18 protein-coding genes are annotated in these 16,655 nt (G+C 34.8%); 12 read left to right on the forward strand and 6 right to left on the reverse strand.

The genetic code is table 11. The annotated features are described in order from the left end of the window. Positions 1 to 294 precede the first annotated feature (294 nt). The 3 genes from ACM6F9_RS16730 (at position 295) to ACM6F9_RS16740 (ending at position 3,468) form a co-directional block, all read left to right on the forward strand. A complete protein-coding gene (locus ACM6F9_RS16730; RefSeq protein ID WP_089691033.1) occupies positions 295 to 1,374 on the forward strand; it encodes a chorismate mutase in 1,080 nt (359 codons plus the stop codon). A gap of 163 nt (positions 1,375 to 1,537) precedes the next feature. Further along, complete coding sequence (gene rsgA, locus ACM6F9_RS16735; protein WP_414846763.1) at positions 1,538 to 2,464, forward strand: ribosome small subunit-dependent GTPase A; 927 nt, start codon at positions 1,538 to 1,540, stop codon at positions 2,462 to 2,464. A 587-nt stretch (positions 2,465 to 3,051) separates the two neighbouring features. Beyond that, complete coding sequence (locus tag ACM6F9_RS16740) at positions 3,052 to 3,468, forward strand: nucleoside-diphosphate kinase (RefSeq protein WP_034687444.1); 417 nt, start codon at positions 3,052 to 3,054, stop codon at positions 3,466 to 3,468. Positions 3,469 to 3,536: 68 nt separating this feature from the next. Here ACM6F9_RS16740 and ACM6F9_RS16745 read toward each other — a convergent pair whose 3' ends face one another. Beyond that, positions 3,537 to 5,384, reverse strand: coding sequence for an alpha-L-fucosidase (locus ACM6F9_RS16745; RefSeq protein ID WP_414846764.1), 1,848 nt, complete (start codon positions 5,382 to 5,384; stop codon positions 3,537 to 3,539). Between the two features lie 155 nt (positions 5,385 to 5,539). Between ACM6F9_RS16745 and ACM6F9_RS16750 the strand changes: the two genes are divergently transcribed. The 3 genes from ACM6F9_RS16750 to ACM6F9_RS16760 are packed head-to-tail and all read left to right on the forward strand — an operon-like array spanning position 5,540 to position 7,387. Beyond that, entirely contained in the window at positions 5,540 to 5,761 is a 222-nt protein-coding gene (locus tag ACM6F9_RS16750; RefSeq protein WP_414846765.1) for a hypothetical protein, read from the forward strand. Between the two features lie 3 nt (positions 5,762 to 5,764). Next, a complete protein-coding gene (locus tag ACM6F9_RS16755; protein ID WP_414846766.1) occupies positions 5,765 to 6,862 on the forward strand; it encodes a DUF692 family multinuclear iron-containing protein in 1,098 nt (365 codons plus the stop codon). Between the two features lie 39 nt (positions 6,863 to 6,901). Then, on the forward strand, positions 6,902 to 7,387 hold the full coding sequence (locus tag ACM6F9_RS16760; protein ID WP_414846767.1) for a DUF1772 domain-containing protein: 486 nt from the start codon (positions 6,902 to 6,904) through the stop codon (positions 7,385 to 7,387). A gap of 217 nt (positions 7,388 to 7,604) precedes the next feature. On the opposite strand, the gene rpe is transcribed toward ACM6F9_RS16760, so the two are convergent. Then, positions 7,605 to 8,255: a ribulose-phosphate 3-epimerase gene (rpe, locus tag ACM6F9_RS16765; protein WP_105702994.1), complete on the reverse strand. Its 651-nt coding sequence runs from the start codon at positions 8,253 to 8,255 to the stop codon at positions 7,605 to 7,607. A gap of 124 nt (positions 8,256 to 8,379) precedes the next feature. Then, positions 8,380 to 9,453 (reverse strand): M42 family peptidase, encoded by a 1,074-nt coding sequence (locus tag ACM6F9_RS16770; protein ID WP_414846768.1) that lies wholly within the window; start codon positions 9,451 to 9,453, stop codon positions 8,380 to 8,382. A gap of 51 nt (positions 9,454 to 9,504) precedes the next feature. Between ACM6F9_RS16770 and ACM6F9_RS16775 the strand changes: the two genes are divergently transcribed. After that, on the forward strand, positions 9,505 to 10,209 hold the full coding sequence (locus tag ACM6F9_RS16775; RefSeq protein ID WP_414846769.1) for a DUF4294 domain-containing protein: 705 nt from the start codon (positions 9,505 to 9,507) through the stop codon (positions 10,207 to 10,209). A 21-nt stretch (positions 10,210 to 10,230) separates the two neighbouring features. Here ACM6F9_RS16775 and ACM6F9_RS16780 read toward each other — a convergent pair whose 3' ends face one another. Both ACM6F9_RS16780 and mnmD read right to left on the reverse strand, forming a co-directional pair. Further along, positions 10,231 to 10,647, reverse strand: coding sequence for an NUDIX domain-containing protein (locus tag ACM6F9_RS16780; protein WP_414846770.1), 417 nt, complete (start codon positions 10,645 to 10,647; stop codon positions 10,231 to 10,233). A gap of 216 nt (positions 10,648 to 10,863) precedes the next feature. Continuing rightward, on the reverse strand, positions 10,864 to 11,538 hold the full coding sequence (gene mnmD / locus ACM6F9_RS16785; RefSeq protein ID WP_414846771.1) for a tRNA (5-methylaminomethyl-2-thiouridine)(34)-methyltransferase MnmD: 675 nt from the start codon (positions 11,536 to 11,538) through the stop codon (positions 10,864 to 10,866). Between the two features lie 85 nt (positions 11,539 to 11,623). Between mnmD and ACM6F9_RS16790 the strand changes: the two genes are divergently transcribed. The 5 genes from ACM6F9_RS16790 (at position 11,624) to ACM6F9_RS16810 (ending at position 15,639) form a co-directional block, all read left to right on the forward strand. Next, on the forward strand, positions 11,624 to 12,694 hold the full coding sequence (locus ACM6F9_RS16790; protein WP_105702989.1) for a branched-chain amino acid aminotransferase: 1,071 nt from the start codon (positions 11,624 to 11,626) through the stop codon (positions 12,692 to 12,694). Positions 12,695 to 12,888: 194 nt separating this feature from the next. Beyond that, complete coding sequence (locus ACM6F9_RS16795; RefSeq protein ID WP_129036605.1) at positions 12,889 to 13,401, forward strand: FKBP-type peptidyl-prolyl cis-trans isomerase; 513 nt, start codon at positions 12,889 to 12,891, stop codon at positions 13,399 to 13,401. Positions 13,402 to 13,482: 81 nt separating this feature from the next. Next, positions 13,483 to 14,520 (forward strand): peptidylprolyl isomerase, encoded by a 1,038-nt coding sequence (locus ACM6F9_RS16800; protein ID WP_414846807.1) that lies wholly within the window; start codon positions 13,483 to 13,485, stop codon positions 14,518 to 14,520. 165 nt (positions 14,521 to 14,685) lie between these two features. Then, on the forward strand, positions 14,686 to 15,261 hold the full coding sequence (locus ACM6F9_RS16805) for a hypothetical protein (RefSeq protein WP_414846772.1): 576 nt from the start codon (positions 14,686 to 14,688) through the stop codon (positions 15,259 to 15,261). Positions 15,262 to 15,417: 156 nt separating this feature from the next. Continuing rightward, positions 15,418 to 15,639 (forward strand): hypothetical protein, encoded by a 222-nt coding sequence (locus ACM6F9_RS16810; protein ID WP_414846773.1) that lies wholly within the window; start codon positions 15,418 to 15,420, stop codon positions 15,637 to 15,639. 158 nt (positions 15,640 to 15,797) lie between these two features. On the opposite strand, the gene ACM6F9_RS16815 is transcribed toward ACM6F9_RS16810, so the two are convergent. Beyond that, positions 15,798 to 16,028, reverse strand: coding sequence for a hypothetical protein (locus ACM6F9_RS16815; protein WP_414846774.1), 231 nt, complete (start codon positions 16,026 to 16,028; stop codon positions 15,798 to 15,800). Between the last annotated feature and the right edge of the window lie 627 nt (positions 16,029 to 16,655).

The raw sequence follows: 16,655 nt of genomic DNA on the forward strand, positions 1-16,655 counted from the left end.
TTGAATAACACATATCAGTCTTTTTTTGCACCCGCTAATTATTTTTTTAGCGGTTATTTTAGTTTTTCTGCTTCTTATTATAGAAATTTCAGAACGTATTACCGATTTTATTGGTACTGTTAACTGAATTTCTTTCCAAAAAATACAGGAGAAGTAGAGCCCTATTATTTTCCTGATTCCTTTAAACAATTTTGAACGGCATTTTTTGAAAAGAATTATAAATTAAATTTTATAATCCAAAGGGCTATTGCTGTAACGAAAAAATTATATAAAAAAACAATAAAATTTAGAATAATGAATTTAAATGATTTAAAAAATGAGTGGATCAATGAGCTTACACAACCTTTAATGATCGCGGGACCATGTAGTGCGGAAAGTGAAGCTCAAATGCTTGAAACGGCTAAAAGAATTAAAGAATCCAACGCCAATGTATCAGTTTTCCGTGCAGGAATCTGGAAACCTCGTACTAAACCAAACGGTTTCGAAGGAGTAGGAGTGATCGGTTTGAACTGGCTGAAAAAAGTAAAAGAAGAGTACGGTTTTAAAACAGCTACCGAAGTTGCTAATGCACACCACGTATTTGCTGCTTTAGAAGCAGATGTAGATGTTCTTTGGATTGGAGCCCGTTCTACAGTAAATCCATTTACAGTACAGGAAATCGCCATGGCTTTAAGAGGAACAGACAAGCCTGTATTCGTGAAAAACCCTGTTAATCCGGATCTTGCATTATGGATCGGAGCTTTGGAAAGACTTTTAGGCCAGGATATTAAAAACCTTGGAGCAATTCACAGAGGATTTTCAACCTACCAGAAAACTAAATACAGAAATAATCCAAACTGGCAGATTGCCCTTGATTTCAAGAGCCAGTTCCCAAATATTCCAATGTTGATTGACCCTTCTCACATCTGTGGAAACAGAACGGGGCTTGCTGATATCACACAGGAAGCTCTTAACGTAGGATACCAGGGTGCTATCATTGAATCACACTGTAATCCTGATGAGGCGTGGAGTGATGCTTCTCAGCAGATTACACCTGAAGTTCTTGCAGATCTTATTGGTAATCTGAAAGTAAGAAGCTCTAATCTTGCAGGTTTTGAAGGTGAAATGGGTAGACACAGAACGCTGATTTCAGATCTTGACTTCCAGTTAATTGAACTTCTTTCTCAAAGAATGAAAATTTCTGAAAAGATTGGTAAGCTTAAAAAAGAGAATGATATTGCAATCTTCCAGCCTGAACGTTGGAAAGTCATCACGGAATACGCTAATCAAAAAGCAAAAGAAACCGGAATGTCTCAGGAATTCATTGAAAAAGTTTTCAAAGCGATTCACGAAGAATCTATTGAAGTTCAAAATAATATTATGATTGAGAGATAAGTTGAAAAGAAAAGGTAACATAGGGTAAAACCTTCACTAAATTTTCATCTAAAAAATAGATTAGGGCTTAGGCATCAGTATTTAGGGTAACAGAAACATGTGTTTTTAAACCTATTTCCTGAATTCTAAGCCCTAATTGCGTATATTTGCACCAGCATTATCTATGAAAGGAAAAATCATTAAATCTACAGGCAGTTGGTACCAGGTTTTGGAATTGGAAACAAATAAAATTTTCGAGGCCAGAATCAGGGGGAAATTCAAATTAATAAAAACCAGACTTACCAATCCACTTGCTGTAGGAGATTTTGTTGAGTTTCAGCTCGAACAGGATGATATTGCCTGGATCACGAAAATTGAACCTCGTACCAATTATCTGATCAGAAAATCGGTAAACCTTTCAAAAGAAGCTCACATTATTGCATCCAATATTGATTTAGCGTGTTTTATCTTCACTTTAAAGCATCCCGAAACGTCTTTAGGTTTCCTTGACAGGTTTTTGGCATGTTGTGAAGCTTATAATATTACACCTGTAATCCTTTTTAATAAAATGGATGTTCTTCATGAAGAGGAAATTGAAATTGTAAAAGACGTAGAGTTTCTGTATCAGGAAATAGGCTATGATACTTTGGAGATTTCATCCTATTCAAAATTAAATCTTGAGCAGTTACAGGAAATTCTTAAAGATAGAACTTCTGTATTCTTTGGTCACTCCGGTTGTGGAAAATCTACTTTGGTGAATGCCTTGCAACCTGGATTAAACTTAAAAACATCCGAGATTTCTGATACCCATCTTAAAGGGAAACATACAACAACTTTTGCGCAGATGCATTTCTGGCATTTTGGCGGAAATGTTATCGATACCCCTGGTGTTCGTGAATTTGCCATGATTGATATTGAAAAAGAAGAAGTACAACATTACTTTCCTGAGATTTTCAAGAAGAGAGAAGAGTGCAAATTCCATAATTGTCTACACGTCAATGAACCAAAATGTGCTGTAATTGATGCTCTTGAAACAGGAGAAATTGAGCATTCACGCTATGCTACATACATTAAACTGATGGATGAGGCAGAAGAAGCTGCTCAAAAATAATCAGAAACAAATTCGTTTTCATAACCATTGCAGATTAATTCGGACAATCTGTACATATATTCATGTTACTTCGCGAGTATAATATTTTATGATATTAATTATTTTAAGATTAAATTTAATGCTTTGATTGGATGTCTGTTTTTAATAACTGGATTTTTTGAATTTTGATGAAAAAAAATCGGTTTTTAAATAACTCTACTTTTTGACTTTACTATTTTGACATATAACTCCACTTTTGTCATATTTTGATTGACCTTAAAAATCATTTTTTATAAAAACGAATTGTTTTATCAATTGAATTAAAAGCAATGATATCATTAAATATGGTGCAATATTCTTTTAAAAATTGTATAATTAACAAAAAAACACCCTGTTTTTTGAAAATAAAAAACCCAGCCGAAGCTGGGTAAAAACTAATAACCATGAAAACTCAAATTAAACATGAGAATCGCAATAGAATAAACAATTACTGTGCCAAAGATTGGTTCATGATTTCTTAATAAAAGTTATTTTTATGTTAAAAAAAAATTAAAATAAAAATCAAAGATATTTTTTGTAATTTTGCGCCATTAAAAAAATATACATTTATGTCTAACATTACATTCACTATGATTAAGCCTGATGCAGTTGCTGACGGACATATCGGTGCTATATTGGGTAAGATTGCTGAAGGAGGTTTTAAAATCAAAGCTTTAAAATTAACTCAGCTTACAGTTGCTGATGCAAAAAAATTCTATGAAGTACACGCTGAAAGACCATTTTATGGAGAATTAGTAGAATTCATGAGCTCTGGTCCTATCGTAGCTGCAGTTTTAGAAAAAGACAATGCAGTTGAAGACTTCAGAACATTAATTGGTGCTACTAACCCTGCAGAAGCTGCAGAAGGTACAATCAGAAAAATGTTCGCAAGAAGCATCGGAGAAAATGCAGTTCACGGTTCTGATTCTGACGAGAATGCATTAATCGAAGCTCAATTCCATTTTTCAGGAAGAGAGATTTTCTAAGAAAATTATCTTACAAAATAAAAGATCCGGAGATAATTCTCCGGATTTTGTTTTTATAGGCAGTTGTTTTAAAGATTATTTTCAATGGCTCCCACATTTTCTCTGTACAGCTCCAGAGGCTTATTAAGTAGAACGGCAACGACGGTCATCTGCTTGTTAAGTTTTTCTTTTGGAACATCAATATAAATAATACCAGGCCTGTCACTCCAGTACAGTTTATTGTAAATGGTATGAGACAGCATGGTGCCTTCGCCCACAACTCTTATTCTGGCAATTCCGTTTTTTATACCTTTTAAAGCAACAGGACCTGTAGGTGTTCCTTCCACAAAAAGATAAAGCGTCTGTTTGTCTTTTGATAATGCACTCATTCCTGGGTAGTGTCCATCCGGGAGCCCTTTTTCGGTTTCAAAAAGCGCTTCTGCATGTTTACTGATCCATTGTAAGATTTCAGGATTGGTTTTAGGTGTTTTTCTGATCGTCATGTCAAGTCCATCACTGGTCAACCCTGAAGAAGCCAGGAGATTATTTCCATTATAAAGCATATTGGCAATATTGTAGACCGCTTCCTGAGTGTTCTTATGATCTAAAATTTCGGGCAGAGAACGTTCTTCTGTTTTAAAATCCTTCAAAAATACAGGTGGAGTATCAAAAGTGAGTTCTACAACGGTAACATCTTTGTCAAATTTTACATTGGAAAAATTAAGAGTGAGTGTTTTTTCAGTATTGTGATCCATTGTAATGACAGCTGAAGGATCTCCTATCACTTTTACTGAAAGAGGTTTTGTTGTTAATCCATAAATTTTTGTAAAATTTTTGATTTCTTCCAGATAAAGGAATAATGATTTCTTAGAAGTAGAAAATGAAGATTTTCCTTTATAATTTTCAAAAGGAATACCACGGGTTGTTTCATAAATAGCTTTCTGATTTTTAGAGGTCCATCTTCCAAGATTTTTCAAAATCTCAACCTGTTCCTCAGGAATGGTACCGTCAGATTTTGGACCAATATCGAGCAGAAGATTTCCTCCCATACTAATCACATCTGCCAATGTTCTGACAATCATATTAGGGGTTTTGTATGCCTTATCGTAAGGTTGATATCCCCAGGAATCATTCATGGTGTAACAAAGTTCCCAGTAGGGATTTTGTGGGGGAATGACCGGAATTCCCTGCTCAGGAGTATCATAATCTCCATGATTATTGAGTCTTGAATTAATAATAATATTGGAATTGTATTTTTTTAGTAAATCAAGAGTCTGGGGCGCTTTCCACTCCTCGGAAGTATGTTCCCAGTCTCCATCAAACCAAAGAAGATCAGGTGAATATTGAGAAGACAGTTCATCAAGCTGAGTCTGATAATAGCTGATGAAATTCTGCCAGCGTTTCGGATCATCTTTTATTTCATAACGTTTTTTTATGCGGGTATTAATATCATAATACGGATGGCTCCAATCTGGCAACGAAAAATAAAGTCCGGTTTTTAATCCTGATTTTTTCAAAGCCAAAACAAATGGGCTCAGAACATCTTTCTTTGCCAAGGACTGTTGAGAAATAGTTGTCGCATTTTCTGCTTTTGAGTTCCATAAAGCTACGCCATCATGATGTTTGGTGGTAATGACTGCATATTTGGCTCCGGATTCTTTAATCAGATTAGCCCATTGCTCAGGCTGATATTTCGACGCTGAAAAACCATTCAGCTGTTTCATATAATTTTCGTGGTTGATGTAATTGTTGAAGAATGACCAGGATTCTGAGATCCCATTCACGGAATAGATTCCCCAATGAATAAAAATACCCAGTTTGGCATTTTTAAACCATTCCATTTTTTTGCTGTTGTCAACTGTTTGAACCTGGGCATCGGTACTATATGCAGATAATACCAACCCGAGGAAAACAGCTTTAATCAGACTGCTTTTCATATATAGATTTATTTTAACCTTAAATATAAATAAAGAATGTATTATAGCATAAAATAGTTTTTGATATTTATTGATTAATAGTATCATAACGTTGCTTATTATTGTATTTTTATAAATGGAACGTTTATTGCAAATTTTATTTGAAAAAATCGATTATGAAAATTCCAGCAATATTAATGGCAAGCTTACTAGCTGTAGGAGTTTCTGCACAAACTACGAAACCCAATGCTAAAGTGAAAAAGCCTATTAAAAAAGTAAAGAAAGCAACTGCACAGGATACTATTGAAAAGAAAAAACCGGGAACTCCTAAGCCTGTAGTAAAACAAGATACACTTGTTCTTCGTGGGCATGGCTGTCCGGCTTGCGGAATGGGATAAAATATGGGTAAACCACTATTAGGAATATCAATAATGGCAGAAGCAGAGTTTGTTTCTGCCCTTTTACCATTATTGCAAAGCAATTCCGTGGATGTACTGGAATGGTCTTTTGATACGCTTTATCATTCAGATGAACCAGACTGGCTTTGCGATCTGCTGAATTTTTATGCAGAAAATAACCGATTAATAGGACATGGTGTTTATTATTCCTTGTTTGATGCAAGATGGACAGGTAGGCAGGAAGAATGGCTGAAAAAGCTTAAAGAAGAGGTAAGCCTGCGGAAATACAATCATATCACGGAACATTTCGGTTTCATGAACACTGAAAATTTTCACCAGGGAGTGCCGCTGCCGGTATCTTTGAATCTCAAAACCTTAGAGATAGGAAAAGATAGGCTGTACAGGCTTCAGGAAGCTATAAATATTCCTGTGGGGATAGAAAATCTAGCCTTTTCATTTTCTGTTGACGATGTTAAAGAACAAGGTATTTTCTTGGATAAACTGACAGAAGATACCGATGGTTTTCTGATTCTAGATCTTCACAATATTTATTGTCAATCCTGTAATTTTGAAGTTGAGTTGCAGGAAATCGTAAATTTATATCCGCTGGAAAAAGTGAAAGAAATTCATCTTTCCGGAGGAAGCTGGCAGGAGAGTGTTTATGGGAAAAAGCAGATGAGAAGAGATACACATGATGATGTTATCCCAAAAGAGATTTTTTCTGTTTTACCTGAAGTACTGACACAATGTCAAAATCTTGAATATATCATTATTGAAAGGCTGGGACATACTTTGAAAACAGAAGAAGAAAAAGACAATTTCTTAAATGATTTTAATCAAGTTAAAAATATTATAGAAGCTTCAAACTGGAAAGAAAGTGAAAAAAAGAATTGGAATAAGAAGGAAGTAAAAATTGCTGAGAAACCTTTGGAAGATCCTGTTTTGTTTGAAGAGCAGTCAAGGCTTACACAACTTCTTTTTGACAATGCAGATGCAGCAGTTATTAAAGATCAGGACTTTCATTATTTTAAAACCGAAAACTGGGATCCTGAGATGATTCTGACTGCCCAGAATATCATTAGAAAATGGAATCCTTATTAATTCATTCCTACCTGATAACCAAAATCAAATTATATGAAAATGACAACACTAGTATTGATCATTACCGCTGTCCTCACTGCTCTGATAGGAGGACTTTTCTATGCTTATTCATGTTCTGTTGTTCTTGGACTGGGAAAACTGTCCGATACGGAATACCTGAAGGCAATGCAGAACATTAACCGGGAAATTCTAAATCCTGTCTTTTTTATGAGTTTTATGGGAACTGTGATTCTTCTTCCGGTATCTACCTTTTTATTCCGTGGGCATCAGCCGGCTTTTATTTTTCTCCTGTTGGCCACATTGGCTTATCTGATTGGTGTTTTCGGGGTAACAGTCGCTGGAAATGTTCCAATGAATGATGCTCTGGATAAGTTTGACATTTCCAATTCTACAACAGAAGCAATCAAACAGATGCGTGATAATTTTGAAAACAGATGGAACTTTCTGAATAATATAAGGACAGTATTCTCTGTTGTTTCTATTATTTTTGTAGTCTGTGCCTGTGTATGGAACAGGGAGGTATAGAGGAATGATTAAGTAAAAATACTTAATGGCAGATTCGGTATTTCTACGGATGTTTAACTGCTGGTTTATTTAGATCTTTGTGTTGTTAACAAGACAAAACAGATCTTAACATTTTAAATGTTAAGAAAAGATTTATAACCACGAAGACTTTAATTCCAAACAAGAGAAAAGGCAGCCATTGGCTGCCTTTTGTTTATTATTAAGATAAACAGATCTGTTAAATCTTTAAAAGTTCAATCATTCTTTCTGGGCTTTCTGCTGAGAAAACAGCATTTCCCGCCACAAGAACATCAGCTCCTGCTTCAAAAAGTTTAGAAGCATTGTCAATATTTACACCACCATCTATTTCTATAAGTGCTGTAGAATTGTTGCTTAAAATTAAATCTTTAGTTTCAGCAATCTTTTTGTAGGTGTTTTCAATGAATTTCTGACCTCCAAATCCTGGGTTAACACTCATCAACAATACTAGATCTACATCTGCAATAATGTCTTCAAGCATTAATACCGGAGTAGATGGGTTTAAAACGACACCCGCTTTTGCTCCCTTGCTTTGAATATGGTGAATGGTTCTGTGAAGGTGAGTACATGCTTCATAATGTACAGAAATAAGATCTGCTCCATGATTGATGAATTCATCAACATATTTTTCAGGTTCCACTATCATCAGGTGAACATCTACAAATTTTTTGGCATGCTGCTGAACAGTTTTCATCACTGGAAAACCAAATGAAATGTTAGGAACAAACCTGCCGTCCATTACATCAATGTGGAACCAGTCGGCCTGAGAGTTGTTCAGCATTTCAATGTCTCTTTGCAGGTTCCCAAAGTCTGCTGATAAAAGGGATGGAGCAATAAGCTTCGTTTTCATTTTTACTTTTTATACTTTTTATTTAGATATAAGATGCTAGATATAAGATTTCAGATCTTTAAAGAGCCGAAGTAAATGTATTTATTAGAGTCTTATATCTGCTGTCTCATATCTGAAATCTCAATTAATGATACTTCAGTTTCATTTCCGGTTTGATCTTAAGAATCGTTTCATAGATAAGTTTAATCACATTACCTACATCTTCTTTAGCAACCATTTCTACCGTAGTATGCATATAACGCAAAGGTAAGGAAATTAAAGCACTCGGTACTCCGCCATTAGAATGGGCAAACGCGTCTGTATCTGTTCCTGTCGCTCTGCTTGCCGCTGCTCTTTGGAAAGGAATTTTTTTAGCTTTTGCGGTGTCAATAATCAGTTCTCTGATGGTATGATGAACACTTGGAGCGAAGAATACTACCGGTCCTGCACCACATTTCTGATCTCCCTCTTTTTTCTTTTCAATCATTGGAGTAGTGGTGTCGTGGGTAACATCCGTTACAATTGCGATATTCGGTTTGATGGTATCAGCAATCATATCTGCTCCGTATAAACCTACTTCTTCCTGTACGGAATTGGTAATGTAAAGTCCGAAAGGGATAGATTTTTTATTTTCTTTTAAAAGTCTTGCTACTTCAGCAATCATAAAACCTCCAATTCTGTTGTCTAGTGCTCTGCAGACGAAATATCTGTCATTCATTTCAAAGAATTCATCAGGGTAAGTGATCATGCAGCCTACAAAAATTCCCATTTCTTCCACTTCCTTTTTAGAAGTGGCACCACAATCAATGAAGATATTTTCGATTTTTGGAGTAGGCTCATTTTGATTGGCTCTTGTATGAATAGCCGGCCATCCGAATACCCCTTTTACAATTCCTTTTTCTCCGTGAATATGAACCACTTTTGAAGGGGCAATTGTTTGGTCTGAACCTCCGTTTCTGATAACATAGATTAATCCGTCATCTGTAATATAATTAACGTACCACGAAATTTCATCAGCATGGGCTTCAATTACTACTTTAAATTCAGCTTCCGGATTGATGATCCCATAACAGGTTCCATAATGGTCTACTTCTATTTTGTCTACATAAGGTCTGATGTAGTTCATCCAGACTTCCTGTCCCTTGTGTTCATAACCAGTTGGTGATGACGTGTTTAAATAATTTTCTAAAAATTTCAAAGATTTCTTTTCAAATTTCATAAAAAGGAATGATTTTTGCGTTCAATTTTTGTTCTTATAAGTGTAAAAATAATGAATTTTAGCAAGATTATCTGCCTTTTTGTTTTCTTTTTTGGAGTCAGTGCTTTCGGTCAAAAAGATGGTATAGTGGCAAAACCGCTGAATCAATATCCGCCAGAATCTCTGAAAGTAGATGAATTTGGAAGTAAATACTATTACGATGAACAGCAAAAGTTCAGAGTTTATGAGACGAACGGAGAGCCGGTAATTGTACTGGATGAGTTGGTTTTGGTGAATAAACCAAGATTTAATAATCAGCTGGATAAGAATTACTATTATTTCCTCAATAAAAAGTTGTACAGAGTATATCCGCTATTTGTGACTGCACTCCAGCAGTACAGAGATATCCAGGTGGATATGAATGATATGGACAGCAAAGCCAAAAGAAAGTTTGTAAGAGAGAGACAGAATATGCTTGCAGATCAGTATGAAAAACAACTTAGAGACCTTACCACAACCGAAGGACAGGTTTTTGCAAAGCTAATGAACAGAGCTACCGGAAAAAATGTATTTGAAATTATCAAAGAATTAAGAGGAGGATGGAGCGCTTTCTGGTGGAATGTAAAAGGAAAAATGGCCGATATTGATCTGAAAGACCGCTATGATCCCCATACCAACAGAACTGATGAATTTATAGAGTCATTGCTTCAGTCTAACTGGAATTCAGGCTATTTGCAGCCTTATCCTGGAGCCAATGATTTTAAAGTTAAGAAATAATATAAATTCCTGTAAGAATACTTACAGGAATTTTTCTTTTAATTTATCGAATACAATTTTGTCTATTGGAAGGGGAAAAGGATTATCTGGTCTGTCTATATCAATCCATTCTGTTTTTTCAATACATGGATCCAGAATAATAAAATCTTCCTCATTCACGATATCTACTATATAATATATGGTAAGAAGCTGCTCATTTTCTTTGAATCGGGAAACCAGAAAGTTTTCCTGAGTATAGAAATGTTCCAGAATATTGATCTTCACATTCAGCTCTTCATCAAATTCACGATGCAGACATTCTATAACTCCTTCACCGTATTCCAATCCGCCACCCGGAAATTTCATTAAAGGTTCGCCGGCATATTCTTCAAATAATGTAAGAACTTGTTTGTCTTTTACCGCACACGCATACACTCTAATGTTGATCTTATCTATCATATATATAATGTATAATATTTGTATAGCTAATGTAAGGAATTTTGTTGAGAAAAAGCCGGAAGTTGAAAGCACAAAGCTGGAAGTTTAATACGATCTATTTTTAATAATATTGAATCAGCGTATCCTTATATATTGATTATTATTTTAAAATAAAAAAATCAAAATTAATTAAACAGTCGGTTGTAAACATCCATCTTCCATCCTCAAGCTTCCATTCTACAATTTAATTGCATTAATCATTTCTCTTTTTCCCGGAGGTCCCTGTTTTTTTTCAACCTGAAAATTCAGTTCCTGAAGGATTCGTCTTACACTGCCTTTAGAAGAGTAGGTGGTTAATAATCCGTTAATGGCCATTTTGTCAGATACCAGTTCAAATAAGGGCTTTTCCCAAAGGTCAGGCTGTACTCTGGCTCCAAAGCAATCGAAGTAAACAAGATTGATTTTGGGCAGATCAATGTCTTTTAGGTCAAAAAAATCACATTCTATCTTTTTTAAGTTGAATCCACTAATGATTTCTACTGACTTTTCCCAATCTGACAGATGAATTTTCTGATAAATATTTTTGAACTCAGGGTTGTCAAAAAGCTCAAAGTAAGCCAAATCCTTAACTTCGGATTCATTTATGGGGTATTTTTCCAGCGAAAAATAATTAATGACATGATTTTTGTCAGTTTTTAAATATTCATTAATTGTCACCAAAACATTCAAACCTGTTCCAAAACCGAGTTCTAAAATATTAATTTCGTAATCATTTACCAGATTTAGTCCGTTTTTAATAAACACATGTTCTGCTTCCTGAAGTGCTCCATGATGAGAATGGTAATTTTCATTTAAATCATTGATAAACAATGTTTTACTGCCGTCGTTTGTGGTCTTAATCTCTCTTTTCAAGCTATTTTTTTGTCAAATTTACTCTAAAATTTTTATATTTAGAAAATTATGTTAAATTTGTAGAACATCGTAAAAATTTTAAAAAATGATAATTCAAAAAACTGAAAACTCCAGAATTTCTACATTTGACCCTAACAATTTTTCATTTGGTGGTACTTTCATTGATCATATGATTATATGTGAGTATGAAGACGGAAAATGGGGGGATGTAAAATTAGTTCCTTATGGTCCAATACCATTTACACCTGCCATGATGGGGGTAAACTATGGACAAGCTTGTTTTGAAGGTATGAAAGCCTATAAAGACAAAGACGGGCAGGTTTTCCTTTTCAGGCCTGAAAAGAATTTTGAACGTATCAATAAATCGGCAAAGCGTCTTGCTATGCCTGAGGTAACTGAAGAAATGTTTTTAGACGGATTAAAAGCATTGGTAGATATCGATAGAGAGTGGATTCCACAGGGGGAAGGAATGTCACTTTACATCAGACCATTGATTTTTGCTACGGAGGAAGCTTTGAAAGCAAGAGTATCTAATAAATATATGTTTGCCATTGTTGCAACACCAGCGAAGAGCTACTATTCTGAGCCGGTATCTGTAAAAATCTCTGATCACTATTCAAGAGCTGCAAACGGAGGTGTAGGTTCTGCAAAAGCTGCAGGGAACTATGCTGCTTCTTTCTATCCAACTCAATTGGCAATAGAAGAAGGTTACGAGCAAATCATCTGGACAGATGATGCTACTCACGAATATTTCGAAGAGAGTGGTACTATGAACGTATTTGTAAGAATCAACGATACAATTTATACACCTCCAACATCTGAGAAAATCCTTGACGGAGTAACAAGAGATAGCTTTATTCAATTAGCTAAGAAAAGAGGAATCGAAGTAAAAGTAGAACCAATTCCTGTAAAAACAGTTATTGAAGCTTTAAAAGAAGGTTCTCTTAAAGAAGTGTGGGGAGTAGGTACAGCAGTTGTAACCACTCAGTTCCAGGCCTTAGGATATCAGGGTGAGAAATTGGCTCTTCCAAGATTATCTGATGAAGAAAGCTTTGCTGCTCTTCTTAAGAAAGATTTGGTAGACCTGCAGAACAACCTTTCTGAAGATCCTTTCGGATGGAGAGTGACTGTAGATCACGCTCTAGAAACAGTTTAATAGTATTTAAATAATGATATGAAAGCCGGGATTTTTCCCGGCTTTTTAATTTTCCTTTAAACTAAAATTTTGCTTAAATACTTAAATCATTTTCCAGAAGTTAAGCAGGTATTTTTATTCTCACTAAATTGTTCCTGTAAATCCTAGATAAGTTTTGTAATTAATTCGCGAAATGTGTATTTTCGCAGAAGTTTATGAAAAAAATACTCTTCATATCAGCTATAAGCCTGTTGAGCTGCAATAGAAATACACAGACGGCGCACCCTCCTGTAGGTGGTGTTTTAAGCCAAAAAGATCTGGATGTTTCTAAAAACAGGATGAAAAATTTAAATGTCATAGAAAGAGGACAGATTCAGGATTGGATCAGTGGTCAATCTGTGAAGTATTTTCCTACGCAGCTTAATTACTGGGTAACGGTAGAAGGTTATGATCAGAGAGAAAGAAGAAAAGATGAATCTTTGATTTCTTATTCTTATGATCTGTACGATTTTGACCAGACTAAAATCTATGACCAGCCTTTTGAGAGAAGAGATGCCAAATTCGGGCACTTTGATGAACTGAGAGCAGTGGAGAACGCTTTGCGTTTTATACATGATGGAGAGGAAGTAACGCTTTTGGTGCCGTCTTCTTTAGCGTACGGAACTTACGGAGACGAAAAGAAAATAGACAACGACATTCCATTAATCATAAAATTAAAAGCCCTATAATACATGAAATTGTTTAACAAGAATATAATTCTGGCAGCGGCAAGTATTTCGCTGATGAGTTGTACCCCAATTTATAAAAAAATGAACGTAGACAAAGAAACTTACGAAGGTCTTAATGACGGACTTTATGCCAATCTTCAAACTACAAAAGGTAACTTAATTGTAAAGTTTGAGGACAAGAAAGCACCAGTAACTGTAGCCAACTTTATCGGTCTTGCAGAAGGTAAAATCGACAACAAAGCTAAGGCTAAGGGAGTTCCTTACTATGACGGAACTATTTTCCACAGAGTGATCAAAGATTTCATGATCCAGGGAGGTGATCCTAAAGGAACTGGAGCAGGTGATCCTGGATATAAATTTGAGGATGAAAGAAATGACCTTAAACACACAGGAAAAGGAGTTCTTTCTATGGCAAACTCAGGACCTAATACAAACGGTTCTCAGTTCTTCATCACTGAAGTTGCTACACCTTGGTTAGATGGAAGACACACCATCTTCGGGAAGGTAGTAAAGGGTAACGATGTAATTGATGCTATTGCTAACGTTGAAAAAGGAGCTCAGGATAAGCCTAAAACAGATATCGTTTTAGAAAAAGTTTCTGTTTTCAGCAAAGGTGACGAATATAAGCACTACGATGCAGCTAAAACTTTCAACGAAGGAAAAGCTAAAATCGCAGAAAACAATAAAGCTTTTATCGCTAAAGAAGAAGCTGAGAAGAAGAAAAAAGAAGAAGAATTCAAAGCTAACCAGGAGAAATTAGTTGAAAACCTAAAAGCTGGTATGCAAAAAACTGAATCAGGTCTTTATTATAAAATTACAAAAACAGCTGACGGTAAAGCTCCAAAAGTTGGTGACAATGTATCTGTACATTATGCAGGTAAATTAGTAGACGGAACTGAGTTTGATTCTTCATTCAAAAGAAATGAGCCTATCGAAATTCCAATCGGAATGGGAAGAGTAATCAAAGGATGGGATGAAGGTATCCTATTATTGAAAGAAGGTGAAACTGCTACATTATTGATCCCGCCAGCAATGGCTTACGGAGAGAGAGGAGCAGGAGGAGTGATCCCGCCAAACTCTTGGTTAGTTTTCGATGTTGAGCTTGTAAAAGTAAAATAATTGAATCTTTTTAAAATATGAAGCCGTCCGATAAGGATGGCTTTTTTTATTTAGTTCAAATATATTCTGTAACGATCAGCCTACATGTTGCGACCCATTTTATAGCTGGAGAGTTTAATGATTTCTAGTAAAAAATAATTTTAAAATTTGTAACACAATTAAATAATGAAAATTAAATCACTTTTGTTTCTTTTTGTTCTGCTGTCGTGTATGGCTTTTTCACAGGCTAAAGCAAATCCTGACGATGCAGCAATAAAGAAATCACTTACTTATTTTGTAAACAGTATTAAATCCAAACAGATTGATCAAGCAGTAAATTGTATTTATCCAAAATTCTTCACCATCATTTCAAAAGAGCAGATGACACAGATTTTGAATATGACCTACAATAATCCATTCATGAAAATTGAAGTACAGGATTTAAAGTTTGGAAATATTGAAAAACCCGAACTTATTACTGGTGAGTATTTTTCTATTACCCATTATTCTTTGAAACTGAAATGTAATGTCAGTTCATTAAATGATGAGATGAAACAAAAAATGAACAGCGCTCTAACGGACAAATATGGTGCAAAAAATGTAAAATATTTAGCTAACGAAGGTTCATATCTTATCAATGCTAATATGAAAGCCTGTGCTGTTTCAAAAGATAAAAAAGCTTGGAAATTTGTTATTCTGGAAAAAGAATATAAAAAAGGACTTGTGAAAGTCTTACCGAAGAAAATTCTGGATAAATTTTAAAGGGTAAGCAGTAAGTATCAATTTTTTATTAAAATAATACCGTCTTGAAAAAGGCGGTTTTTTTGTTTCCTGTAAATACCGTAGAAATACGGATTTCGGTAAGGATTTATTACCTCTATCTTTATCGTGCACTTTTAAGAAACAAAATAGAATAATATGTTTGATCTGAATTACGACCAAATAAAGGAAGAAATAGAATCTGAGATATGCAAAGAACACCATATGCATCCCGAGTTTGTAAAAACGGATGAAGGTTTTGGAATAAAAGCCTGTTGTGAACCTTTCAGAGAAGAACTCGTTGAAAAGTCAGGAAAAATGATTGAAGAAGAAACCAAAAAGATCCTCGATGAAATGATGAAGGATCTGTTTAAAGAATAAATTATTACGATGTGACGATAGCACTTGTTGTTGTCGCAAGGCTGCTCCGGATGGAGTGGCTTTTTTATTTATAACTTCTAAATAAAATTTTAAAATAAAAAACCGCCCCAAACAGGGCGGTTTTTTCAGTAAAAGTAAATTGAAAGTTATGTTTTCTGTTATCTTTTCTTCATACTTTTCCCGGCAAGGGAACTGATGAATACGAGGCCAAAGCCAATATATGCGGCAAATGCCGTTAGATATATAATTAAGCTATTGAAGCTTGGTTTTGAAGCGTATACCAATACAGAAAACGCAGCAAAGCTCAGAACCAATAACAGGCTCCAGATATTCAATTTTGCAGCATCTTCATTTCTCTTAAAAATCATTTCAAAAAAGGATCTCATCATTACTAACATTTTAAGGGTTATACAATTAATTAAAAATAAAGGCGTACTCATCACGGTAAAAAGAATAAATTCCTTTACTGGGCTAAGGTTCACGATGACTTTGCCATTTATCTATATCGTTATTCCGGGCTAAAAGTCCGGGAAATTTTTGTTTTTTTGAATCAATTAAGATTCCTGGTTATTGATGATACCAGTTAGATACGGGGTGCAAAATTGCTGTGAAAAACCAACGGGGGAGTTGGCTAATCACGAACCCGTATCTTGTACGGCATCGTAGAAAAAAAAGGATTCATATACTAGATATGAACTTGAATCAGTGGAAAAACTGAAAATCCACAGAAAACCTTTTTTCTCATCCTTAGTGTCTTTTTATAATTTTTTTCTCATTATCTTACATGCCAATTTCATGCCAAAGTTTTGATTTGTCGATTAACACTTTGTTTTATGAAATTAGTAAAGTGCGTATTGGAGGGTGTTTTTGGTGATTATTTCCTTAAACGTAGAAAAAAATCGACATTGTTTTTGATAATTTGAAATAGGATAATAATAGCGAAATGGTTAATTTTTTTCACATTTTAAACTTCTTTAGAAATCGTTTAAATACAGCTGAAGTATATGTGTTTTGGC

Source organism: Chryseobacterium sp. IT-36CA2 (assembly GCF_949767875.1).
Lineage (GTDB): Bacteria > Bacteroidota > Bacteroidia > Flavobacteriales > Weeksellaceae > Chryseobacterium.